26 protein-coding genes are annotated in these 22,508 nt (G+C 64.2%); 14 read left to right on the forward strand and 12 right to left on the reverse strand.

Features of this window, described 5'->3' with window-relative positions; all coding sequences use genetic code 11:
* Positions 1-74 precede the first annotated feature (74 nt).
* Entirely contained in the window at positions 75-818 is a 744-nt protein-coding gene (locus PQR54_RS06620) for a GntR family transcriptional regulator (RefSeq protein ID WP_408244602.1), read from the forward strand.
* Positions 819-1,055: 237 nt separating this feature from the next.
* Here PQR54_RS06620 and infA read toward each other — a convergent pair whose 3' ends face one another.
* The 3 genes from infA to PQR54_RS06635 form a co-directional block, all read right to left on the reverse strand.
* Entirely contained in the window at positions 1,056-1,328 is a 273-nt protein-coding gene (gene infA / locus PQR54_RS06625) for a translation initiation factor IF-1 (RefSeq protein WP_012427521.1), read from the reverse strand.
* A 131-nt stretch (positions 1,329-1,459) separates the two neighbouring features.
* Positions 1,460-1,741, reverse strand: a complete 282-nt coding sequence (locus tag PQR54_RS06630) for a hypothetical protein (protein WP_408244603.1) — start codon at positions 1,739-1,741, stop codon at positions 1,460-1,462.
* Positions 1,742-2,330: 589 nt separating this feature from the next.
* On the reverse strand, positions 2,331-2,549 hold the full coding sequence (locus PQR54_RS06635) for a hypothetical protein (protein ID WP_106277571.1): 219 nt from the start codon (positions 2,547-2,549) through the stop codon (positions 2,331-2,333).
* Positions 2,550-2,742: 193 nt separating this feature from the next.
* Between PQR54_RS06635 and PQR54_RS06640 the strand changes: the two genes are divergently transcribed.
* From PQR54_RS06640 to PQR54_RS06650, 3 genes are read left to right on the forward strand one after another with little or no spacing between them, the layout of a single operon-like run.
* Positions 2,743-3,387 carry a helix-turn-helix transcriptional regulator gene (locus PQR54_RS06640; protein WP_408244604.1) on the forward strand — a complete coding sequence of 215 codons (645 nt, stop codon included), beginning with the start codon at positions 2,743-2,745 and terminating at the stop codon, positions 3,385-3,387.
* Positions 3,388-3,443: 56 nt separating this feature from the next.
* Positions 3,444-3,638, forward strand: coding sequence for a DUF1653 domain-containing protein (locus PQR54_RS06645; protein WP_408244605.1), 195 nt, complete (start codon positions 3,444-3,446; stop codon positions 3,636-3,638).
* Between the two features lie 25 nt (positions 3,639-3,663).
* Positions 3,664-3,858, forward strand: a complete 195-nt coding sequence (locus PQR54_RS06650; RefSeq protein ID WP_408244606.1) for a YqaE/Pmp3 family membrane protein — start codon at positions 3,664-3,666, stop codon at positions 3,856-3,858.
* A 31-nt stretch (positions 3,859-3,889) separates the two neighbouring features.
* On the opposite strand, the gene PQR54_RS06655 is transcribed toward PQR54_RS06650, so the two are convergent.
* Together PQR54_RS06655 and PQR54_RS06660 are read right to left on the reverse strand one after the other, a co-directional pair.
* Positions 3,890-4,201, reverse strand: a complete 312-nt coding sequence (locus PQR54_RS06655; RefSeq protein ID WP_134464075.1) for a 2Fe-2S iron-sulfur cluster-binding protein — start codon at positions 4,199-4,201, stop codon at positions 3,890-3,892.
* A 76-nt stretch (positions 4,202-4,277) separates the two neighbouring features.
* Positions 4,278-6,272 (reverse strand): sigma-54-dependent Fis family transcriptional regulator, encoded by a 1,995-nt coding sequence (locus PQR54_RS06660; protein ID WP_408244607.1) that lies wholly within the window; start codon positions 6,270-6,272, stop codon positions 4,278-4,280.
* A 400-nt stretch (positions 6,273-6,672) separates the two neighbouring features.
* Between PQR54_RS06660 and PQR54_RS06665 the strand changes: the two genes are divergently transcribed.
* On the forward strand, positions 6,673-6,963 hold the full coding sequence (locus PQR54_RS06665) for a DUF1488 family protein (protein WP_012427513.1): 291 nt from the start codon (positions 6,673-6,675) through the stop codon (positions 6,961-6,963).
* 155 nt (positions 6,964-7,118) lie between these two features.
* Here PQR54_RS06665 and PQR54_RS06670 read toward each other — a convergent pair whose 3' ends face one another.
* From PQR54_RS06670 to PQR54_RS06700, 7 genes are all read right to left on the reverse strand, one after another.
* Positions 7,119-7,649, reverse strand: a complete 531-nt coding sequence (locus PQR54_RS06670; protein ID WP_408244608.1) for a cytochrome b — start codon at positions 7,647-7,649, stop codon at positions 7,119-7,121.
* 133 nt (positions 7,650-7,782) lie between these two features.
* A complete protein-coding gene (locus tag PQR54_RS06675) occupies positions 7,783-9,084 on the reverse strand; it encodes an NCS2 family permease (protein WP_408244609.1) in 1,302 nt (433 codons plus the stop codon).
* Between the two features lie 152 nt (positions 9,085-9,236).
* Complete coding sequence (locus tag PQR54_RS06680; RefSeq protein ID WP_408244610.1) at positions 9,237-9,734, reverse strand: YaiI/YqxD family protein; 498 nt, start codon at positions 9,732-9,734, stop codon at positions 9,237-9,239.
* Positions 9,735-9,926: 192 nt separating this feature from the next.
* Positions 9,927-10,184 (reverse strand): DUF4148 domain-containing protein, encoded by a 258-nt coding sequence (locus PQR54_RS06685; protein ID WP_408244611.1) that lies wholly within the window; start codon positions 10,182-10,184, stop codon positions 9,927-9,929.
* A 129-nt stretch (positions 10,185-10,313) separates the two neighbouring features.
* Positions 10,314-11,087, reverse strand: coding sequence for a slipin family protein (locus PQR54_RS06690; protein ID WP_408244612.1), 774 nt, complete (start codon positions 11,085-11,087; stop codon positions 10,314-10,316).
* Entirely contained in the window at positions 11,084-12,691 is a 1,608-nt protein-coding gene (locus PQR54_RS06695; protein WP_408244613.1) for an NfeD family protein, read from the reverse strand. Before PQR54_RS06695 ends, PQR54_RS06690 begins: the two co-directional genes overlap by 4 nt.
* Before the next feature lie 83 nt (positions 12,692-12,774).
* Positions 12,775-13,812 carry an AraC family transcriptional regulator gene (locus PQR54_RS06700; protein ID WP_408244614.1) on the reverse strand — a complete coding sequence of 346 codons (1,038 nt, stop codon included), beginning with the start codon at positions 13,810-13,812 and terminating at the stop codon, positions 12,775-12,777.
* Positions 13,813-14,082: 270 nt separating this feature from the next.
* Between PQR54_RS06700 and PQR54_RS06705 the strand changes: the two genes are divergently transcribed.
* From PQR54_RS06705 to PQR54_RS06745, 9 genes are all read left to right on the forward strand, one after another.
* Entirely contained in the window at positions 14,083-15,216 is a 1,134-nt protein-coding gene (locus PQR54_RS06705) for an acyl-CoA dehydrogenase (RefSeq protein WP_408244615.1), read from the forward strand.
* Between the two features lie 111 nt (positions 15,217-15,327).
* Complete coding sequence (locus tag PQR54_RS06710) at positions 15,328-17,019, forward strand: AMP-binding protein (RefSeq protein WP_408244616.1); 1,692 nt, start codon at positions 15,328-15,330, stop codon at positions 17,017-17,019.
* Positions 17,020-17,091: 72 nt separating this feature from the next.
* A complete protein-coding gene (locus PQR54_RS06715) occupies positions 17,092-18,603 on the forward strand; it encodes a CoA-acylating methylmalonate-semialdehyde dehydrogenase (protein WP_408244617.1) in 1,512 nt (503 codons plus the stop codon).
* Between the two features lie 24 nt (positions 18,604-18,627).
* On the forward strand, positions 18,628-19,542 hold the full coding sequence (mmsB, locus tag PQR54_RS06720) for a 3-hydroxyisobutyrate dehydrogenase (RefSeq protein ID WP_408244618.1): 915 nt from the start codon (positions 18,628-18,630) through the stop codon (positions 19,540-19,542).
* Positions 19,539-20,357, forward strand: coding sequence for an enoyl-CoA hydratase (locus PQR54_RS06725; protein ID WP_408244619.1), 819 nt, complete (start codon positions 19,539-19,541; stop codon positions 20,355-20,357). Before mmsB ends, PQR54_RS06725 begins: the two co-directional genes overlap by 4 nt.
* Entirely contained in the window at positions 20,354-21,502 is a 1,149-nt protein-coding gene (locus PQR54_RS06730; protein ID WP_408244620.1) for an enoyl-CoA hydratase/isomerase family protein, read from the forward strand. The genes PQR54_RS06725 and PQR54_RS06730 overlap by 4 nt, the downstream gene beginning before the upstream one ends.
* A 47-nt stretch (positions 21,503-21,549) precedes the next feature.
* Positions 21,550-21,795, forward strand: coding sequence for a hypothetical protein (locus PQR54_RS06735; protein ID WP_408244621.1), 246 nt, complete (start codon positions 21,550-21,552; stop codon positions 21,793-21,795).
* A 100-nt stretch (positions 21,796-21,895) separates the two neighbouring features.
* Positions 21,896-22,078 (forward strand): CsbD family protein, encoded by a 183-nt coding sequence (locus PQR54_RS06740; protein ID WP_408244622.1) that lies wholly within the window; start codon positions 21,896-21,898, stop codon positions 22,076-22,078.
* A 78-nt stretch (positions 22,079-22,156) separates the two neighbouring features.
* Entirely contained in the window at positions 22,157-22,399 is a 243-nt protein-coding gene (locus PQR54_RS06745) for a CsbD family protein (protein ID WP_116120687.1), read from the forward strand.
* Positions 22,400-22,508: the final 109 nt, after the last annotated feature.

Here is a 22,508-nt window from a genome sequence, read left to right on the forward strand (position 1 = left end):
GAGCGCGACTGACGGCCGGAGCCGATGCCGCTAGAATGCCTGCCGATATCGCTCCGTTCCCGACCACTGAATTCATGGCTCCACGTCCCCGCCGTTCGTCGCCTGCCGACACCGAAACGCCCGTTCAAGCCGCACGCGACGACGATGCGGTCAGCGTCGAAGAGCGCATTTATGCGTCCATTACCGCGGCGTTGTTGCAAGGGCGGTTGCGGCCGGGGGCGCAACTCGTCGAACGCGATCTCGCTGCCGCGTTCGGCTGCACGCGTGGCGCGCTGCGCAAGGTGCTGGCGAGGCTGGGCTTCGAGGGTAAGCTGGTGCTGGAGGCGAATCGCGGGGCGTTCGTGCCGTCGCCGTCGGAAGAGGACATTCGCCAGGTGTATCGCGCGCGGCAGATCGTCGAGGCGGGCATCGTCGCGGCTCTGTGCGGGGCGTTGAGCGCGTCGCGCAAGCGGCGCTTGCGCGCGCACGTGCGCAGCGAGGAGAAGGCAACGAGCGCGGGCGCCGTCGAAGAATCCGTGCGCCTTGCCGGCCAGTTTCATGTGCTGCTGACGGAGCTGGCGGGCGGCACGGAATTGCTCGGGCTGGTCGGCCAACTGGTCGCCAAGACCGAGTTGTATAAAGCGCTGTTCGACCCCTCAAAGGGCTCGACCTGCTCCGCGGACGAACACACGCAAATCATCGACGCACTCGATGCGGGCGACCTCGATGTTGCCCTGTCGGCTATGCGCGAACATCTGGCGGAACTGGAGGAGCGGGTAGTCGAGCAGGTGCGCAAAAACGCCGCCGGAGAAGATCTCGGTGCGGTGTTCGGGCGTTAAGCGTGCTTATGGGGAAGCGAGGACGGGGTGAAACCCCGCTGGCAACAGAAAGCGCCAGTGCCAGAGAAATTCAAGCAAAACCAGGCTGCGGCAAAGCGATGCCGCAGCGCGCCGCTCAGGCTCGAATCAATGGATCAGCGAGTCAAGCCGGAGAAGGCGCGCGAATGGCTTCGCGTACAACTCATCGCAATGGGTCACGCCAGGACCGTGCAGGGCGCGGTCAGCGTGCCGCCGGACTTAACGGCGACGGAATTGCGTGTTGCGAGCACCGCCGCCACCGGTGGCGCGCTCGTCTTTGTGGCGGAAATTGATCCGGCCTTTGGTCAGGTCGTAGACCGACAGTTCAAGCGTCACGCGGTCGCCCGCGAGAATACGGATGTGGTTCTTGCGCATGCGTCCGGACGCGTAAGCGCCAACCACGACGCCGTTGTCGAGCGTCACGCGGTAACGGCTGTCCGGAAGTACTTCGTCGACGATACCGTCAAGTTCAAGCAGTTCTTCTTTCGCCATGCATAACTCCTGGTCGATGGGATAAGGGGTGTTGGTCGCCCACGCCGGGCAGCACAACATCAGATGGGGGCAAAAGCGGGCTTTTCGAGCCCGCCGTAGTGCGGTACCGGCCTATGTGCCGATAATACCGCTCAAAGATCGGCGACGGACTGGCCGTCTACACGGCCGTCGATCAATTGTTCGGCGTGGGCCATGCACGCAATGCGCGCCTTGCCCGTGCCGTCGAACGGAAACAGGTACTGCAGACGGAACACACGCCCGTCGGCGGACGCATTGGCGCCCACGCGGCAGATGCGCACCGACGCGTCGTAGCCGGCGTCCGCATTGCGGCTCGTCTGACCGTCCGCCGGGCGGCGCGGATAGACGAGCGGGTGAATCTCATATCCCTTGTACGTCTTGACAACTGAATTCATGAAGCACGTGTCCTGTAATACGTGGCCGGCGTGTCACGCGTGTTACGCGCGACACGACAGGCCGGGCAGCGCAGCACCCTGGGGCGCGCCGCCATGGAAAAAGATTGGCACAGGCCCACTGGCAAGGGCTTGAGCGCGGCCGCGCAAAATCGCGGATTCGATGGAGAAGAAACACGCTGATGTCGCGCGGACACCGGGCGCGTAAATGCTGAACACTCAGCTGCACAACTCGCGACGGCTAATGCATGCGACGCATTGCCGGAGTGACGGGATCGCCGACAGGCGGCGGTCGAACAGTCGGGGGTGGTGCGCAGACGCCGGTTTGGGACTATCCAGCGTTGCCTGATGTTGCCTGGTCAAGCCGGTTGCTGCCTGGTAATGCGAATGCGGGGCACAGCTATTCCAATATGATGCACTAAATGGGGCTAATTGGATAGCAAAAAGTTCCACGCAGGGGCAAACCGCCCGGCAGGCGGGGCTTCGAGGGCGACTCAGCGGTCGCGGCCGGCATGCCGGAGTATGAGCGGCACGCCGGGTGAGGGGTTGCGCCGTCACGGCGCGGGCACTGGACGATCAACAGACTCTTGCTTCAGCGGGAAGTTTCGGCGACACGCTTCTGCAGCTCGCGCGACGCAGCCAGCGGAATGCGGGCGTCATCCCAGCCGGCCAGCCATTCGACTTCCTTCGACGTGAAGATCTGTCCGTGATTGCGCAGCGTGTATTGCAGCGAATCGATGATGTGATTGCGGATGATTTCCGGCGTGCCTTCGTCATCGAGCACGGCGCGAAACGCTTCAAGCGTGGCCATCTGTTGCTCCGTGAAATAGATGGGTCTGTTATCGCACGAAAAAAATTCGCTCGCCAAGCGGACAAAATTCGCCGCGTGAAGAAGCGCATCAGCGTTCGTTTTTTGCGGGCGTGCCCGGCGTCATGGTCGCCGTGCTCGGGCCGGGTGGCTACAATGGCGAGTTGCCGCATCCTTCGAACACTGCGACTGCTCCATGCGCAACCCAAACGTGTCTCCTGTGAAAGACCTGCTGCTCGAGCGCTACGCTCCCATTGCCGATGGCATCGCGGCGCTTTTCTACCCGTGTGCCGAAGTGGTGATTCACGACCTGCGCGATCAGACCATCGCCTACCTCGTGAACAACCTGTCCAAGCTCGAAGTCGGCGGGCCGTCGGTGCTGGACGAAGTCCATTACGCGGCGCGCGGCCGGACCATCGGCCCGTACGAAAAGCTCAACTGGGACGGCCGGCGCATGCGTTGCGTGAGCAACATCCTGTTCGACGACGACGGCAAGCCGGCCGGCATGCTGTGCATCAACTTCAATATCGCGGTGTTCGAAGACGTGCGTTCCACGCTCGATCTGTTCATCAAAGGCGGCAATCTGACGGACGCGCCCGCGGAGGAACTGTTCCGCGACGACTGGCAGGACCGCATCAACACGTATCTGCACACGTGGCTGCGCGAGCGGCAGATCGGCATCAATGCGCTCACGCGGGAGCACAAGCGGGAAATCGTCGAGGCGCTGCACGCACAAGGCGCGTTTCGCGGCCGCAGTTCCGCGAACTACGTGGCCGCCGTGCTGACGATGGGGCGCGCAACTGTCTACAAAATTCTCAAGCAGATGAAAGAGAGCGGCTGACGGTTCAGCCGTTGCCGTGCTTTTTCGTCGAGATGGGTCGATTCAGGGAGAAAGGAATGGTGCGTTACCGGCACTACAAAGGTGGGCTTTACGAACTGGTTTGCGAGGCCACGCTCGAGTCGGATCCGACGGTCACGATGATCGTCTACAAAGCGGCCAATGGTACGATCTGGACGCGTCCGGCTTCGGTATTTTTCGAAATGGTCGAAGTCGACGGCGCCAAGGTGCCGCGCTTCGCACCGATCAACTAATCGCTATCAACAACAGGAAATCTGCATGCGTCTTCTGCTTGCCATCATTCTGCCGTGGTTCCAGTTTTTCACGATCGGCCGCCCGATCGCGGGCATCATCTGCCTGATCCTGCAGATCACGTTGATCGGCTGGATTCCGGCCGCGATCTGGTCGGTGTATGCGCTGAGCCAGTACAACACCGACAGAAAAATCGCCCGGGCGATGGGTAATGGGCGGTAAGACTGGGTGCGCGGCGCGGATGCGCCGCGTTCTACTTGAGCGGCGGTAGTTCGGCCGCGTCTGGTGCTTCGATCACTACATCCGATTCCGCGATCGCTACGCACGGCAGAATATAGCCTTCCTGTTTTTCTTCCCGGCTGAGTCCGGGCCACTCGATCGTGTAGCGCACGCGTCCCGCCGTCATTTTGCACAAACACGTACGGCACGTCCCATTGCGGCACGAGCGCGGCAAACGCAGATTCGCAAAGCCGGCGGCTTCGAGAATCGTCAGCGAATCGGGCGCTTCGAAGCTGTAGCCGAGCGGCTCGACACGAACGAGAGGCGGGCGGGTGGAGTCGGACATCGTGTGAGTCTGTGACGGATTGCGATTGCGCCACACTTTACACGTTGCCGCTTCAGTTGCCTTTCCCGCCGCGTCTTCAATGAGTCGAGCTGCCACGCCGCAAATACCGGTACACCGTATTGCGCGCCAGGCCCAACTCACGCGCCGCCGCCGACACATTGCCGTCGAGCCGTTCGAGCGTTTGCGCAATCAGCGTGGCCTGCCATGCCTCCATCTTGCTGGTCGCCGGCTGCCCTTGTGTCTGCGCCGCGGCGCGGACCTCATCGCAGAACCGAGAGCCCGCACGCGTTGCCGGCGACTGCGCGCACGGCTCAGCCGCGGTGTCGATGCAATCCTGCAAAAAGTCCTCGGGCAAATCATCGAGTTCGATCTGGTCAGCGCCTTCGGCCATGATGCTCGCGGTGCGCAACACGTTGGCCAGTTGCCGCAGATTGCCCGGCCAGCGGCATTGCGCGAAGCGTTCGAGCACGTCGGCGGACACGCGACGCGGCAAGCGTTCGCCATCGGGCTGCAATTCCAGCATGCGCGTGACGAGCGCGCGAAGATCGGTGCGCTCGCGCAGCGCCGGCAAGGTCAGGACGAGTCCGTTGATCCGGTAATACAGATCTTCGCGGAACGTGCCGGCTTCGATCATTGCGCGCAGGTTGCGGTGCGTTGCGCAGACGATGCGCAGATCCACCGGAATCGCCCGCGTCCCGCCGAGCGGTACGACGTTGCGCTCCTGCAGCACGCGCATGAGGCGCACCTGCTGGGCGAGCGGCATGTCGCCGATTTCGTCGAGGAACAGCGTGCCGCCGTCGGCCTGCACGATCTTGCCGACGCTGCCGCGTTTCTTCGCGCCGGTGAACGCGCCGTCTTCGTAGCCGAACAACTCCGCCTCGATCAGCGTCTCGGGCAACGACGCGCAATTCAGCGCGATGAAGGGCGCGGCCCGGCGCGGCGAGTCGTGATGGATGGCGCGCGCGAGCCACTCCTTGCCGGTGCCGGTCTTGCCGAGCACCAGAATCGGAATATCGCGGCCGCGCAGCTTGGCGACGCGCCGCAGGATCGCGGCGACTTGCGCGTCGCCGGTATCGAGCGTTTCTAAAGTGGCAAGGGGCGCGGGATCGCCGTAGCGCGACGTGTGACGCACGTCGCCGGACAATGGCGCGCGTGCCGCCGTGCCGGCCAAACTCTCCGACGGCGCGACATAACGCGGCAGCGCATATTCGCCGCGCGCCACCACGCGCACGCCGCTTGGCAGCGTCAACAGAATGTTTTCACCGGGTGCGCGCGCGATCTGCTGCAATAGCCTCGAGAAGGCCATGCCGAACAGCGCATCGAACGGCTGCCGTTGCAGTTCGCCGAGCGGTTGCCCGAATTGAAACAGCGCACTGCGATTGGCCGACAGAAACGTGCCGTCCGGCGCGAACGCCGCGAGCCCTTCGAACAGCGTGCCGATGAATTCCCCGCGCGCGTGAAAGTGCACGCGGATCGCGTCGGCGAATTGATTGGAGAACAGATGATTTTCGATCATCTGCGCCGACATTCTCACGAGCGCGAGCGTGTGTTTGTGAAAGCCGCGCGTGTCGCCGCTCACGTCGAGCGCGCCGATGGTGCGTCCGAACGGATCGGCAATCGGCGCGCACGAGCAGGTGAGAATCCGGTTGGCGTGCAGGAAGTGCTCTCCCGCGTGCACGACGGTCGGCTGCGCATCGACCAGCGCGGTGCCGATCGCATTGGTGCCGCGATCCGCCTCGGCCCACGACACGCCCGGACACAGCGCGACGCGATTGGCCTTTTCGACGAAGTCGCTGTCGCCGAGACTATGCAGGATCACGCCGTGATTGTCGGTGAGCAGCACCATGCTTTGCGTATCGACGATCTGCGCATGCAGCGTCTCCATGACCGGAAGCGCATGCGTAAACAGCGATTGATTGCGCTCGACGAGTTCACGCAGCGCCGGCCGCGGCAGCGGATGAAAGTCCGGCGTCTCCGACGCGCGCAAGCCGATTTCGAGCGAGCGGGCGTGAGCTTGCGCGATGACAGCGGGCCGGCCGACAGCGGGCGGCGTGACGGAACGTTGGGTCAAGGCATGTCTCCGGTGAATCGGATACGGCGGGTACATAGCCCTCCGCTCGATGCCGCAGCGCAACATGCGCGCGCACGGCCGAACACCGATATTACAGGACGAATCGTGCTGCACACGGCAGGGAAAAAACGGAGGCGCCGGCGCGGCATGCCTCAAAAAAACGCGCACGGCACCAAAATCAGGCAAACGGAAAGGAAAACTTGCGCCGTGGCCGAACTCGTCTAAAGTGAATCAAATCACCTCCGCGGGCCGCGAACTATTGCGCTGCCCCATTCAGGTGACGAGCCCGCGTCGTCGGCATTGGACAAGGAGGTTGACGCTAGCGACGCGATCAGACGCAACCGGCGTGCGCACTACCCGGCTACACCATGCGCAGCACCTACCTTCCAGGTGAACACCCATGCAGATCCTATTCCCGAATGAAACTCCTGAATATTCAGGTCGCGAACTCACCTTGGCGTTCCCGGCGATGGTCGATGGGCAGAGGGTGGAATGCATGATCACGGCGGAGGCACTGGAAGACCATTACGGCGCCGCATCGCCGCGTCTGGAGGACATGGTCGGCGCATTCGACACGCATCGCGCCCGGATCGAAGCCGCTACGCGCCGCCTGATCTCGGAAACGAGAGCGCAATGTCTCGTGCTGAGAAGCGGCTATGTGCGCTTTTACGAGGCCAACTGGCGTAATTGACTGAAGGCGTTTCCAACCTCCAGTCGGTCAACGCCGCAAGCAGGGAAAGCCGCGCAAGAAGCAGAAGCCCGGGAAACCAACGCGCGGCACCGAACCCTTTCAAAGCGTCCGCGGCCATGTACGCCGCCGATGTGCGAATTTGAGCGCATTCGCGCTCAAATCATCCGCCGCAGCGTCCGATCCTTGAGCACCACGTGATGCGCGATCGCCGCCAGCGCGTGCAAGCCAATCACCCAATAGAACGCATTGCCGAGCCACTCATGCGCCGTCTTGAGCAACGGACGCGCAACAGGATCCGCGCCGACCAGCGTGTAATTGATGTTGACCCACGCCAGCGTGACCGGATGTCCGCCGGTGTTGATCATCAGAATGCCGAGCAACGGCTGAACGAAGATAAAAACGTACAACGCGAGATGCGCGGCCCGCGCCAGAAAGGCGAGCAGCCGGTTGCTGTCCACTTCGGCGGGCGCGCCGGCCCACAATCGCCACAGCAGACGCAATGAGGCCAGTCCCAGCACCAGCGTGCCGCACCAGAAATGCACGCTGCTCCAGAACGCGCGGCTGTCGCTGCCCTTTGGCCCGCGAATCTCGATCGCCAGATAAGCCAGCGCGATCAGCAGAAACATCGCCCAGTGGAAGAAAATTGCGGGCGCCGTATAGCGGTCCGAGGTGCGGCTGTAAGACATGTAGGGGACTCCCGTGTCCAGGTCGATCGTTTTTATGAATCATCGGATGATAAACGGTGCCCGACCCGAATGGGCACCGTCAATAAACCGCCGTTGATCCAGACCGGAGTTCGGCTCACGGGCGCCCGTGTTCCTATTCGCTGCCGAGATAGAAATAGCGGAACAGGAAAATCGCCGCGATGATCCACACCACCAGCTTCACTTTGCGCGCCTGGCCGGTCAACAGCTTCAGGCCCGCATACGAGATGAAGCCGAACGCGACGCCATTGGCGATCGAATAGGTGAAGGGCATCAGCAGCGCGGTGAGCGCGGCCGGCACGACTTCGGTGGCGTCGTCCCACGGCAGGTCGAGCATTTCGCGCAGCATCAGGCACGACACGTACAGCAGCGCCGGCGCCGTCGCATAGCCGGGCACCACGCCTGCCAGCGGCGCGAAAAACAGCGCCGCGAGAAACAGCACGGCAACGGTGATCGCCGTCACGCCCGTGCGGCCGCCGGCCTGCACGCCGGACGCGCTTTCAATATAAGCGGTGGTCGACGACGTACCCAGCATCGAGCCGGCCAGAATGGCGGTGCTGTCGGCGAGCAGCGCGCGGTTCAGCCGATGCATCTTGCCTTCCACCAGCAACCCCGCGCGATTGGCCACGCCCATCAGCGTGCCGGTCGCATCGAACAGTTCAACGAGGAAGAACACGAGGATCACGTTCAGCACGCCGCCCGAGAGCGCGCCGCGAATATCGAGCTGGAACAGCGTCGGCGAGATGGACGGCGGCGCGGAGACGATGCCGTGAAACTGATTGCCCCCGAAGAAAAAGCTCAGCACGGTCACGCCGACGATGCCGATCAGGATCGAACCACGCACCCGCAGATGGTCCAGCGTGACGATCGCGAAGAAGCCGATCACCGCGAGAATCACGTGCGGGTTGTGCAGGTCGCCGAGCGTCACGAGCGTCGCGGGATTACCCACCACCACGCCCGCCGACTTCAGCGAAATGATCGCGAGAAAGAGGCCGATGCCGCCGGTGATGGCAATGCGTATCGAATGCGGAATGCCGTTGACGATCACCTCGCGCACGCGAAACAGCGTGACGATCAGGAACAGGCAGCCGGAAATGAACACCGCGCCGAGCGCGGCCTGCCAGGTGAAGCCCATGCCTTTAACGACGGTGTACGCGAAGTACGCGTTCAGCCCCATGCCCGGCGCGAGCGCGATCGGATAGTTCGCGTAGAGACCCATGATCAGCGAAGCAAGCGCGGCCACGATGCAGGTCGCGACGAACACCGCGTCTTTCGGCATGCCGGCGTCGCCGAGAATCGCCGGGTTGACGAAGATGATGTAAGCCATCGTCAGGAAGGTGGTCAGTCCGGCGAGCACTTCGGTGCGCAGGTTGGTGCCGGCGGCTTCGAAGCCGAAGTAGCGTTTTATGGAGTCCATGAGGCGGGTCTCTCGTCGTTCAGAAAGCGTTTGTTGTGATTGGAGCGATGAAGGCGCCGCGTCGCCGGGCTAGGGCGCGGGGCCACGGCCGGATTGTAGTCAGGATTGGCGGCGGCGTGCCGCATTGTGTGGCTCGGCGGCCGTGTAAAGGCTCATTCGACGGGCGGTTCGTCGGGAGATTGTGGCGCCGATGCATCAGGCTGCGGCCGTTGGCGCGCGAGCCAGCGGTCCAGTTCGCCCGCGAAGCTTTTGCTGTCGCGCTGGCTGAAGGCCGCAGGCCCGCCGGTATCGACGCCGCTGCTGCGCAACTGGTCGAGCATCGAGCGCATGCGCAGCCGTTCTTCGATCGTGCCGGGCGTGTACCAGTTGCCGCGCGGGTCGAGCGCCTGCGCGTTTTTGGCCAGCACGGCGGCGGCGAGCGGAATGTCGGCGGTAATCACGAGATCGCCCGCGACGACGCGTTCGGCGATGAGATCGTCGGCAGCGTCGAAGCCGGCCGGCACCTGGATCGCGCGGATCAGCGGCGACGGCGGCACGCGCAGAAACGAATTGGCGACCAGCGTCAGCGTCGTGTTGGTGCGGCGCGCGGCACGGTACAGCATGTCCTTGATCACGACGGGGCAGGCGTCGGCGTCAACCCAGATTGACATGGTTGGGATTCCGGCAGCGGGTTGTCGAAGGGGCGAGATGATACCTTGCCAGCGCGCAGAGCGGCGCGGCAAGCGAATTTACGATGTTGCGGGGAAGGGGTAAAGCAGAAAACCAGGAAAGGCATGCGAGCCCGACCACGCCCGCGACCGTTGCGGTCGCAGGCAGCCCCGCATGCCGCGCGGTGGCTCGCGTTACTGCGTCATCGTCCCACCCGATTCCTGCGCGCGCCGTGCCGCGACGATGCGGCCCGCGCGTTGCGCGTTATCCGGATAGTTGATCCAGTCGAGCGGATCGTAGCCGGCGGCACGCCATTCGGCCAGATCGGCTTTCACCTGGGCGCGCGTTTTCGGCGCCGACGGATCGTAAGGGCGCGCCGACTGCGCAAACGCGGTGCTCATACTCACGGCGGCCAACAGCGCGCCGAGTCCAGCTAAAGAAACGATTTTCATGACGAGCTCCTATGGAGCGGTTAAAAACGACCCCGACATTCTAGTTTTGCTATGCATTTCGAGTAAGGCGATTGAAGGCAATGCACCATTTCGCCCAGTGAATCAAACCGGGCTGAATGATCCTGCGGCTTACGGTGCCGACGGCTTGCTGAATCGGTCCAACACAGCGCTCAGCAGGTCGATCGGCAGCGGGAAGACGATCGTCGAGTTCTTGTCGGCGGCAATCGTCGTGAGGGTTTGCAGGTAGCGCAACTGCATGGCCTGGGGCTGGCGCGACAGCGTCTGCGCCGCTTCCAGCAGGTGCTGCGAGGCCTGCAATTCGCCCTCCGCGTGAATCACCTTGGCGCGCCGCTCGCGCTCGGCTTCGGCCTGGCGGGCAATCGCGCGGATCATCGTTTCATTGATATCCACGTGCTTGATTTCCACGATCGACACCTTGATGCCCCACGCATCCGTCTGGGTATCGAGCACTTTCTGGATATCGGCGTTCAGTTGCTCGCGATCCGCGAGCAGTTCGTCGAGTTCGTGTTTACCGAGCACCGCGCGCAAGGTCGTCTGCGATAACTGGCTGGTCGCCTCGAAGTAGCGCGCCACCTGGATCACGGCTTTCTCCGGATCGACCACACGGAAATACACCACCGCGTTGACCTTCACCGAGACGTTGTCGCGCGTGATCACGTCTTGCGGCGGCACGTCGAACACGACGGTGCGCAGATCCATGCGCACGGCCTGCTGCACGATAGGAATGATCAGCACGAGGCCGGGCCCCTTGACCTTCCAGAAACGCCCGAGCATGAACACGACGCCGCGTTCGTACTCCCGAAAAATCCGTATCGATGAAGCAATCAGCGCGGCCACCAGCAGAATCAGAATGCTGGTGAAGCCGAATGTGAAACCGATCATGAGCTTTCTCCTTGTTGTCGTGCTTCCGTGGGCACCACGGTCAACGTCAGGCCGCGCCGCGCGGTGACGCGCACCGCATGGCCCGCCGCGACCGGGGCCGTGCTGGACACCCGCCAGCGTTCCCCATGCACTTGTGCCCAACCGCCCAGCGCGCCGTCCGCCGTGAGGTCCGCAGGCGAGAGGCCGCCGTCGAGCACCACGCCCACACTGCCGATCATTGCTTCCGAACCCGTCACCACCGGACGGCGCCGCGCACTCAGCGCGAGCCGCGAAACGCCCAGCACGAACACCACGCTGAACACGGTCACGGCGGCGATCATCGGCAGAGGGATGCCGTAGCCGGGCACGTCGGTATCGATCAGCATCAGCGCGCCGATCACGAACGCGACCACGCCGCCGAAGCCGAGCGAGCCGAAAGTCGGCAGAAACGCCTCGCCGATCAGGAAAGCGATGCCGAGAAAGATCAGGCCGAGGCCGACGTAGTTGATGGGCATCATCTGCATCGCGAACAGCCCGAGCAGCAGGCTGATCGCGCCGACCACGCCGGGCAGCACGAAGCCCGGATTGGCGAATTCGAAGAACAGGCCGTACATGCCGATCATCAGCAGGATCAGCGCGACGTTGGGATCGGTGATTACCGCGAGAAAGTGACTGCGCCAGTCGGCTTCCAGCGTGACGATCGGGGCGTTGGCTGTGTTGAGCTTGACGTTGCCCGCGCTCGTGACGAGCGTGCGGCCGTCGACCTGGCGCAGCAGGTCGGGCACATCGCGCGCATTCAGATCGACGACGTGTTGCGCGAGCGCATCCGCCGCCGACAGGCTCACGGCTTCGCGAACCGCGCGCTCGGCCCAGTCGGCGTTGCGTCCGCGCATCTGCGCGAGGCCGCGGATGTAGGCGGCGGCGTCGTGGACCTGCTTGCGCATTTCGGTCGATTGGGTGTCGAGCGGCAGGGCGCTGGCGGAGCCAGCGGGCGCGGATGCTGCGGGTTTCGTTGGGTTGCCGGCGCCGGTATCGCCAGCGCCGTTACCCGCAGCGCCGGCATTACCACCGCCCGCACCACCGCCAACACCCGGCAACCCCGGCGTTGCGCCGCCCCCCGGCGGTTCGGCGCCGCCGATGCCCATCTGGATCGGCGTCGCCGCGCCGAGATTGGTGCCCGGCGCCATCGCCGCAATGTGGCTTGCATAGACGATATACGTGCCGGCGCTCGCCGCGCGCGCGCCGCTCGGGGCGATGAAGGTGGCGACCGGCACCGGCGAGCCGAGAATCGCCTTGATGATCTGCCGCATCGACGTGTCGAGCCCGCCCGGTGTGTCCAGTTGCAGCACGGCAAGCTGCGCGCGATCTTCAGCGGCGCGCTGCAGGCTGCGCACGATGAAGTCGGCGCTGGCCGGACTGACCGCGCCGTTCACCGGAATGACGACGACGCTGTTGGGGGCGACGGCGGCGCGCAGCGGCACATTCGATTCGCACGACGCGAACCCAAACGCCAAAAGCATGCCGAGCACGGTCATGCCGCGCATCAACCGGCCCACCATATCGCCGCGGATAAGCGACATGCGCGAGCCGGACTGCCGGAACGGGAGACGTGGATACGTGCTCATCGCTGACGGCTGCCGCGCCCTGCCGACATGTATCGGCTGACGCGGGCCGATACCCCAAAGAAGGCTGGCCTGCTCCTTACAGCTTAGTCCGATTCCGCCTTGCGCGTGAAATCCGCGCGCGCCGGCCGGTAGTCGGTCGGCCGCATGCCGGTCCACTTGCGAAACGCGCGATGAAACGCGCTCGGTTCGGCAAACCCAACGGAGGTCGCGATGTCGGCGATGGTGCGGTCGGTGTCCTGCAGCTCACCGATCGCGATATCGCGCCGCAGGTCGTCCTTGATCGACTGGTAGGTATAGCCTTCCTGTTTCAAACGCCGCCGCATGGTGGCCTCGGCGACGTGCAGGCGTTCGGCCATCTGATCGGCGGCGGGCCAGCCGGCCATCGGCATGGCGCGCAGCATCTTGCGCACGCGCGCCGCGAGCGAGCCGGGATTGCGGTACTTGACGATGAAGCTGCCGGGCGCGTCGCGCAGGAAGGGTTTGACGGACTTGGTCGTCTGGATCACGGGCAACTCGAGAAACGCCGGCGCGAGATCGACGTACGACTCGGCCTGCTCGAAGCTCATGTGATCGCAGAACATCAGCCGGTACTCGTGCGCGGCGGATGGTTCGGCGCAGCGAAAGCGCGCCTCGAGCAGCGGAATGCGCCGCCCGACCAGCCAGCACAACAGCCCATACACGAGGATGAAGTAGGTCGCATAGGCGAACATGGCCGGCGGCGGCGCGTCGTTGTTTTCGACGAAGCGCAGACGGACGCGCTGCGCATCGGTTTCGATCTGCACGCCTAGATCGTCCAGCACCAGCCGCATGAAGCCGACCGCGCGCGCCAGCGCCTGCGCGCCGTGACGCGCGGTGAGCGCGGTCTGCGTCATGGCGATGAAACTGCCGCTTTTCATGCGATGCGAATCCTGGCCGAAGAACTCGTCATCGAGCGCGCGGGCAATGGCGGCCCACAGCGCGCCGTATTGCGCCGACGACACGCGGCTTTTCGGCGACGCCAGCATCGGTGCGGCGATGCCGGCGGCTTCGGCGAGCGGCAGCGCGTCGAGGCCGCGCGAGCGCGCCAGCGCGAGCGCTTCCTCGACCATGCTGACGGAAATCGTCCCTTTATCGTTTTTCATGCGTATCCGGTTTGACGGTGAAGCTGGCAAAAGCGCTCAACATTTTCCTTGTGGCAATTCGCCAAGTGCCTGAAATCGTGTACTTATGTGGATTCATATCGTACCAGTATGGCAAATGCGCTCAGTGAGAATGATCGGGCTGAGCATCGAACCTGCCGGTCGGCTTGCCTACACTGGGCCTCGACCGATCGCGCTCCGCCTGGCCTCACAGACCCGAACGTGGGGCGGCCAACCAGCCGCGATCAAACGCACAGCACAGGACCGAGCGCCATGGACAGCTTCTACACCGACGAACAACGGATGATCCGCGACGCGGCTCGCGACTTCGCCACCGAACAGCTCGCGCCGCACGCGGGCCAATGGGATCGCGACGCGCAACTGCCCGCCGAGGTCGTCAGGCAGATGGGCGAACTCGGTTTTCTCGGCATGATCGTTCCGGCGCAATGGGGCGGCTCCTACACGGACTACGTGGCCTATGCGCTCGCGCTCGAAGAGATCGCCGCCGGCTGCGCCGCCTGCGCCACGCTGATGAGCGTGCATAACTCGGTCGGCTGCGGGCCGATCCTCAACTTCGGCACCGAAGCGCAAAAAGACCGCTATCTGCAGGATCTTGCAACCGGCCGCCGCATCGGCGCGTTCTGCCTGACCGAGCCGCAGGCCGGTTCAGAGGCGAACAATCTGCGCACCCGCGCCGTGCTGCGCGACGGCAAGTGGATTCTCAACGGCAGCAAGCAGTTCGTGACCAACGGCTCGCGCGCCGACCTCGCCATCGTCTTCGCTGTGACCGATCCCGACCGTGGCAAGCGCGGTCTGTCGGCCTTCATCGTGCCGACCGATACGCCGGGTTTCAACGTCGGCAAGCCTGAGCATAAGCTCGGCATTCGCGCTTCGGACACCTGTCCGATTTCGCTCGACGACTGCGCCGTGCCGGAAGCCAATCTGCTCGGCGAACCGGGCGAGGGCTTGCGCATCGCGCTGTCGAATCTGGAAGGCGGGCGCATCGGCATTGCCGCGCAGGCGGTCGGCATCGCGCGCGCCGCGTTCGATGCCGCGCGTCTCTATGCAAACGAACGCATCCAGTTCGGCAAAGCGTTGAAGGAGCATCAGACCATCGCCAACATGCTCGCCGATATGGCCACGCGTTTGAATGCAGCGCGCCTGCTCGTGCATCACGCGGCGCGGCTGCGCACGGAGGGCAAGCCGTGTTTGTCGGAGGCTTCGCAGGCGAAGCTGTTCGCGTCGGAACTGGCCGAGGAAATCTGCTCGAACGCGATCCAGATTCACGGCGGCTATGGTTATCTGGAGGACTACGCGGTGGAACGTCATTATCGCGATGCACGTATCACGCAGATTTACGAAGGAACCAGCGAGGTGCAGCGGATGGTGATCGCGCGGCATGTGTAAATGCAAATGAAGCGGCATTTGAGTGCAAAATAGCCTGGCCGCCGGGTAGATAGCAGTGCAGCAGCGGGACAAAAAAGCGAAGCGGATACACCGCGCCAACTGGAGACGACGATGACTGCAGCGAAGGCCTTTTTCGACGCGCGTGACCTGTTATTGCGCCATCGAACCGACTACGACCGCGCCTACCGCGAATTCGCGTGGCCGGCACTAGGCGAGTTCAACTGGGCGCTCGACTACTTCGACGTGATCGCGCGCGATAACGACAACCCGGCGCTGTGGATCGTCGACGATCCCGCCACCGACGGCCTGCGTCTCTCCTACGCGCAGATGTCGGAGCGCTCGGCGCGCATGGCGAATTTCCTGCGCGGCGTGGGCGTGGGCCGCGGCGACCGCCTGCTGCTGATGCTGCCGAACCGCGTCGAACTGTGGGACGTGATGCTCGCGGCGATGAAGCTCGGCGCGATCGTGCTGCCCGCCACCACCCAGCTTTCCGCCGATGACGTGCGCGATCGCGTGCAGATCGGCGGCGCGAATTTCGCCGTGGTCGATAGCGCGGAGCTGGGCAAATTCGATGCGCTCGAAGCGCCGCTCACGCGCCTGTCGGTGGGCACGCCGCGCGACGGCTGGATCGACCTGGCCGCAGCCTATGACGCATCGCCGCAATTCACGCCCGAAGGCGTCACGCTCGCCACCGACCCGATGTTGCTGTACTTCACATCAGGCACCACCTCGAAGCCCAAGCTGGTCGAACACACGCATCAAAGCTATCCGGTCGGCCATCTGTCGACCATGTACTGGATCGGTCTGCAACCGAACGACATCCATTGGAATATCAGCTCGCCGGGCTGGGCCAAGCACGCGTGGAGCTGCTTCTTCGCGCCGTGGAATGCGCAGGCCTGTGTGTTCGTTTTCAACTTTCCGCGCTTCGTGGCGAAAGACACGCTGAACGCGCTGGTGCGTTTCAACATCACCACGCTGTGCGCGCCGCCGACCGTCTGGCGCATGCTGGTGCAGGAGCATCTGAGCGACTATCCGGTCAAGCTGCGCGAAATCGTCGGTGCCGGCGAGCCGTTGAATCCCGAGGTCATCGAGCGTGTGAAGCACGCGTGGGGCATTACGATTCGCGACGGCTTCGGCCAGACCGAGACCACCTGCCAGATCGGCAACTCGCCGGGCCAGCCGGTGGTGGCCGGTTCGATGGGGCGTCCGCTGCCAGGCTACACGATCGAGCTCATCGATGCCGATGACCAGCCCGTCACCGAAGGCGAAATCGCGCTGCCACTTGCGCAACGGCCGCTCGGTCTGATGACCGGCTATGCGAACAACGCCAACGCCACCGCGCAAGCCATGCGCAACGGTTTCTACCGCACGTCCGACGTGGCGCTGCGCCGTGACGACGGCTACTACGTCTATGTCGGCCGCGCCGACGACGTCTTCAAATCATCCGATTACCGACTCAGTCCGTTCGAGCTCGAAAGCGTGCTGATCGAACACGAGGCGATCGGCGAGGCCGCCGTGGTGCCGAGCGCCGACGCGCTGCGTCTGTCGGTGCCCAAGGCGTTCGTCACCGTGCGCCAGGGTTACGAAGCCGGCCCCGAACTCGCGCGCGCCGTCTTCGCGTTCTCGCGCGAAAAGCTCGCGCCGTACAAGCGGATTCGGCGCCTGCAATTCAGCGAATTACCCAAGACCATCTCCGGCAAGATTCGCCGCGTCGAATTGCGACGCCGCGAAATGGAGCGCGAGGCCGAACCCGCGCGCCTGCCCGACGAGTATTGGGAAGAAGATTTCCCGGATCTGCGCTGATTCTCTGCGTCGATCGTTTTTGTTTCCAGTCACTGTCCGGCCGCTTCGCGGCCATCGCAGAGGAGTTCCAGCATGAGCGCAAATGCAGCCGTTGCCACCGTCAAGTTGCTGATCAACGGCGAGTTCGTCGAATCGAAGACCACCGAATGGCGCGACATCGTCAATCCCGCCACGCAAGAGGTGCTGGCGCGCGTGCCGTTCGCCACCGCCGATGAAGTGAACGAAGCCATCCGTTCCGCTCACACCGCGTTCAAGAGCTGGAAGGACACGCCGATCGGCGCGCGCATGCGCATCATGCTGAAGTACCAGGCGCTGATTCGCGAGCATTCGCCGCGTATCGCCAAAACGTTGAGCGCGGAGCAGGGCAAGACGATTCCCGATGCCGAAGGCGATATCTTCCGCGGCCTCGAAGTGGTCGAGCATGCATGCTCGATCGGCACCTTGCAGCAGGGCGAGTTCGCGGAGAACGTGGCGGGCGGCGTGGATACCTATACGCTGCGCCAGCCGATCGGCGTATGCGCCGGCATCACGCCGTTCAACTTCCCGGCGATGATCCCGCTGTGGATGTTCCCGATGGCGATTGTCTGCGGCAATACGTTCGTGCTGAAGCCTTCCGAACAGGACCCGCTGTCGACCATGCAACTGGTCGAACTCGCGCTCGAAGCCGGTGTGCCGAAGGGCGTGCTGAATGTTGTGCACGGCGGCAAGGAAGTGGTCGACGCGCTCTGCACGCACGAACTCGTGAAGGCTGTTTCGTTCGTCGGCTCGACGGCGGTCGGTACGCACGTGTACCGCCTCGGCAGCGAACACGGCAAGCGCGTGCAATCGATGATGGGCGCAAAGAATCACGCGGTGGTGCTGCCCGATGCGAACCGCGAGCAGACCTTGAACGCGCTGGCTGGCGCCGGTTTTGGCGCGGCGGGGCAGCGTTGCATGGCGACCTCGGTGGTCGTGCTGGTGGGCGCCGCGCAGCAATGGTTGCCTGACCTGGTGGCGAAGGCGAAGACGCTCAAGGTCAACGCCGGCAACGAACCGAAGACGGACATCGGCCCGGTGGTTTCGCGCGCGGCGAAGCAGCGCATTCTCGGCTTGATCGAAGCGGGCGTGAAAGAAGGCGCGACACTCGCGCTCGACGGCCGCGACGTGAAGGTACCGGGCTACGAACAAGGCAACTTCATCGGCCCGACGGTTTTTTCCGATGTCACCACCGAGATGGAAATCTATCGCCAGGAGATTTTCGGCCCGGTGCTGGTGGTGCTGAACGCGGCCACGCTCGATGACGCCATCGCGCTGGTCAACCGCAATCCGTTCGGCAACGGCGTGGGCCTGTTCACGCAGAGCGGCGCGGCGGCGCGCAAATTCCAGAGCGAGATCGATATCGGCCAGGTCGGCATCAACATTCCGATTCCGGTGCCGGTGCCGTCCTTCAGCTTTACCGGCTCGCGCGGCTCGAAACTCGGCGACCTCGGCCCCTATGGCAAACAGGTCGTGCAGTTCTACACGCAGACCAAGACCGTCACCGCGCGCTGGTTCGACGACGACACCGTCAACGACGGCGTCAACACGACCATCAGCCTGCGCTGAGTTCAAGAGCCCACGGGAGACATCATGAAAATAGGCTTTATCGGACTCGGCAACATGGGCGCGCCGATGGCGCACAACCTGCTCAAGGCGGGTCACGCGGTCAACGTATTCGACCTCAACGCGCAAGCCGTGCAGGCGCTCGTGGATGCGGGCGCGAAAGCGGCCGGTTCGCCAAAAGCCGCGGTAACCGACGCGGAATGCGTGATCACCATGTTGCCCGCTGCGGCGCATGTGCGCAGCGTACTGAGCGCGGACGACGGCGTCTTCGCCGGCATCGCGAAGGGCGTGACGATCATCGATTCGAGCACGATCGATCCCGCGAGCGTCAAGGCGTTCGCCGAACTCGCGCAGCAGAACGGCAACACTTTCGTCGATGCGCCCGTTTCAGGCGGCACCGGCGGCGCGGCGGCGGGCACGCTGACCTTCATGGTCGGCGGCAGCGCGAGCGCGTATGAGCAGGTCAAGCCGGTGCTTTCGGCGATGGGCAAGAACATCGTGCATTGCGGCGACACCGGCACGGGCCAGGTCGCGAAGATCTGCAACAACCTCGTGCTCGGCATCACGATGGCGGGCGTCGCCGAAGCCATGTCGCTCGGCGAGGCGCTCGGCATCGACGCGAAAGTGCTGGGTGGCATCATCAATACATCGACGGGGCGTTGCTGGAGTTCAGACACCTACAATCCGATGCCCGGCGTGATCGAGACGGCGCCGTCCACGCGCGGTTACACGGGCGGCTTCGGCACGGATCTGATGCTCAAAGATCTCGGCCTCGCCACCGACGCCGCCAAAACCGCGCGTCAACCGGTCTATCTCGGCGCGCTGGCGCAACAGCTTTATCAGACGATGAGCGCGAAAGGCGCGGGACGTCTCGACTTTTCCGCGGTCATCAAGCTGTATCGTCAGGACGGCCAGGGCGGCAAGGACGGAGGCGCGGCATGATCGAACTCGACTATGTTCATGACGGCGCCGTCGCGCAACTCACGCTCAAGCGGCAGCCGGCCAACGCGTTTACGCCCGAAGGCTTGCTGCAATTGCAGCAGACCGTCGAGCGCCTGAACGGCGAGGCGCGCGTGCGCGCCATCGTGATTACCGGCGACGGCCCCAAGTTCTTCAGCGCGGGCGCCGACCTGAACACCTTCGCCGACGGTAATCGCGACGTCGCGCGCACGGCGGCGGCGCGCTTCGGCGCGGCGTTCGAGACCTTGCAGAACGCGCGGCCCGTGGTGATCGCGGCGATCAACGGTTATGCGATGGGCGGCGGTCTCGAATGCGCGCTGGCCTGCGATATCCGCATCGCCGAACAGCATGCGTTGCTGGCGTTGCCCGAGACCGCGGTCGGCTTGCTGCCCTGCGGTTGCGGCACGCAGACGCTGCCGTGGCTGGTCGGCGAAGGCTGGGCCAAGCGGATGATTCTGACCGGCGAGCGCGTCGATGCGGCGACGGCGTTGCGCATCGGTCTGGTCGAAGAAGTGGTGGAAAAGGGCGCGGCGCGCGAGGCGGCGTTGGTCATGGCCGCGCGCGTCGCCACCTTGAGTCCGCAGGCGGTCGGCTTCAGCAAGACGTTGATTCATCAGGGCCGCAACGGCGTGCCGCGCGCGGCGGCGCTGGCGCTGGAGCGCGAGCGCTTCGTCGATCTGTTCGACGGCGCGGATCAGCGCGAAGGCGTGAATGCGTTCCTCGAAAAGCGCCCGCCGCGCTGGCAGGTGACGCAGGGCGCGCAGACCGACGCCTCGCAACCGGAGACGCGTCGATGAGCGCCTTGCAAAGCGTTGCGCACGACACGAGCGTCGAAGCGGAACGCGAGATTCTGTTTCGCGTGGTGAACCGCGTGGCGATCATCACGCTGAACCGGCCGGCCGCGCTCAATGCGCTTTCGCATGCGATGGTGCGCGAACTCGCCGTGCTGGTCGAACATTGCCGCACCGACGACGGCATCGTCGCGCTCGTGCTGAAAGGCGCGGGCGCCAAAGGTTTCTGCGCCGGCGGCGACGTGCGCGAAGTGCAGCGGCTCGCGAAGAACAGCGACAGCCGCTGGCTCGCATTTTTCGTCGACGAATACCGGCTGGACTATGCGTTGCACACGTTCCCGAAGCCGGTGGTCGCGTTGCTCGACGGCATTACGATGGGCGGCGGCATGGGGCTCGGCCAGGGGGCGCGGCTGCGCATCGTGACCGAGCGCAGCAAGATCGCCATGCCGGAGACGCGCATCGGCTTTCTGCCGGACGTCGGCGCGACGCGTTTTCTGAGCGTCATGCCGGCGGAGCTCGAGCTGTATGTCGGGCTGACCGGCGCGACCTTGTCCGGCGCCGACGCGTTGCGGCTGCAACTGGCGGATCTGTGCGTGCCGACCGAATGGCTCGCCAGTTTCGAAGAGCGTCTGCAGCGCATGCCGCTCGAAGGCGATCTGATGGCCGCCTTGCGCGGCGTGTTCGAACCCCCGTGCAACATCATTCCGCACGCGCCGCTGGCGGCGTTCACGCAACTGATCTTGCGGCATTTCGATCGGCGTTCGAGCATCGACCGGATGGTCGCGACGGTGCGCCATGATTTGCTGCGCGAGCCGCCGCGCGAGGTGAAGCAGTGGTTGCAGTCCACCTACGACGCGCTGACCGGTCATTCGCCCACCATGCTCTACGTCACGCGTGAGGCGCTTTTGCGCGGCCGGCAGATGACCTTGGCGGAGTGCTTCCGCATGGAGTTGGGCATCGTCAAACGCGTGATCGAGGAGGGTGACTTCTGCGAAGGCGTGCGAGCCCAGTTGATCGACAAGGATCGCAAAGCCCGCTGGGCGCCTGCTACGCTCGCCGAGGTGCGGCCGGAGCGCGTGAGGCATTTTCTCGCCTCGCCGTGGAAGAGCGACGCGCATCCGCTGGCTGCGTTGGGCGCGGAGCAGGGCTGAAGTGGCATTGCGCTAAAGCGGGGCCAGCCGCTGCGCCGGCTCCCCGCATGCAAGCCGACGAACCGGGCGCCATGCCGCTCGACAACGACAACGTTCTGCGCTCGCAGACGGACCGGCACGAGTTGCCGCAGATCTTTTCACTCATTGCCGGCGATCTTTTCTACCCCATGCCCGGCGCCGCGCCGCACAGCCTCAAGGTCTGGAAGCGTCGAAACCTCCCGCTCTCCGGGCTCGAAGTCCCCAATCTCCAGTCTCCAAACTGGCCTTTACGCCGCTTTTCGCACGGTTTTTAACAAGCGGACGGCGCTCGGGAACGAACCATGCTGATGAGTTCCGGCTGACCCGACGCGGCCGGCGTCTTTCGTGCAATTCAACCATTTCAAGGAAACCGTCATGGACAGGAATCGTGTCGAAGGTGCGGCGAAACAGGTCAAGGGTTCCGTGCGAGAAACGATCGGCAAGGTCACCGGCAACCGGACGACGCAGGCCAGTGGCGCGGCGGAAAAGTTGACGGGCAAGGTGCAGTCGAAAGTAGGCAAGTTCGCCGATGCCGTACGCGCTCGCGTGAAGTGGTAACAGTATCGACGGTAAGCAGGATCGAGCGCCGGCTTCCGCCGGCGACAGCTTGTTGACCCGGTTCAAAGGAGAAGATCGATGAATTCAAATCAGTTCGAAGGTACGGTGAAGGATGCAGCGGGCAAGGTGCAGGACGCCGTCGGCGGCCTGACCGGAGATGCGGAACTGCAGGCCGAAGGCAAGGTCCGCCAGTTCGCCGGCAAGGCGCAGGCGAAATACGGCGAGAGCGTCGATCAGGTTGCCGAAACGACGCGCAACAATCCGATCGGCGCGCTGCTGATCGCGGTCGGCGTGGGCTTTCTGCTCGGCAAGCTGATCTGATTAAGTCGCCCGCCGCGCCTTGCGTTTATTGGGCGAGTGGGCGTCGGCGCGTCATTTCTACCCTGCGTTTACGCTGCTTTCATTGCACGGGCGCCCTGGGACACCAGGG

Origin of the sequence: Paraburkholderia phytofirmans (assembly GCF_046028095.1) — a bacterium.
GTDB classification, from domain to species: Bacteria; Pseudomonadota; Gammaproteobacteria; order Burkholderiales; family Burkholderiaceae; genus Paraburkholderia; species Paraburkholderia phytofirmans_A.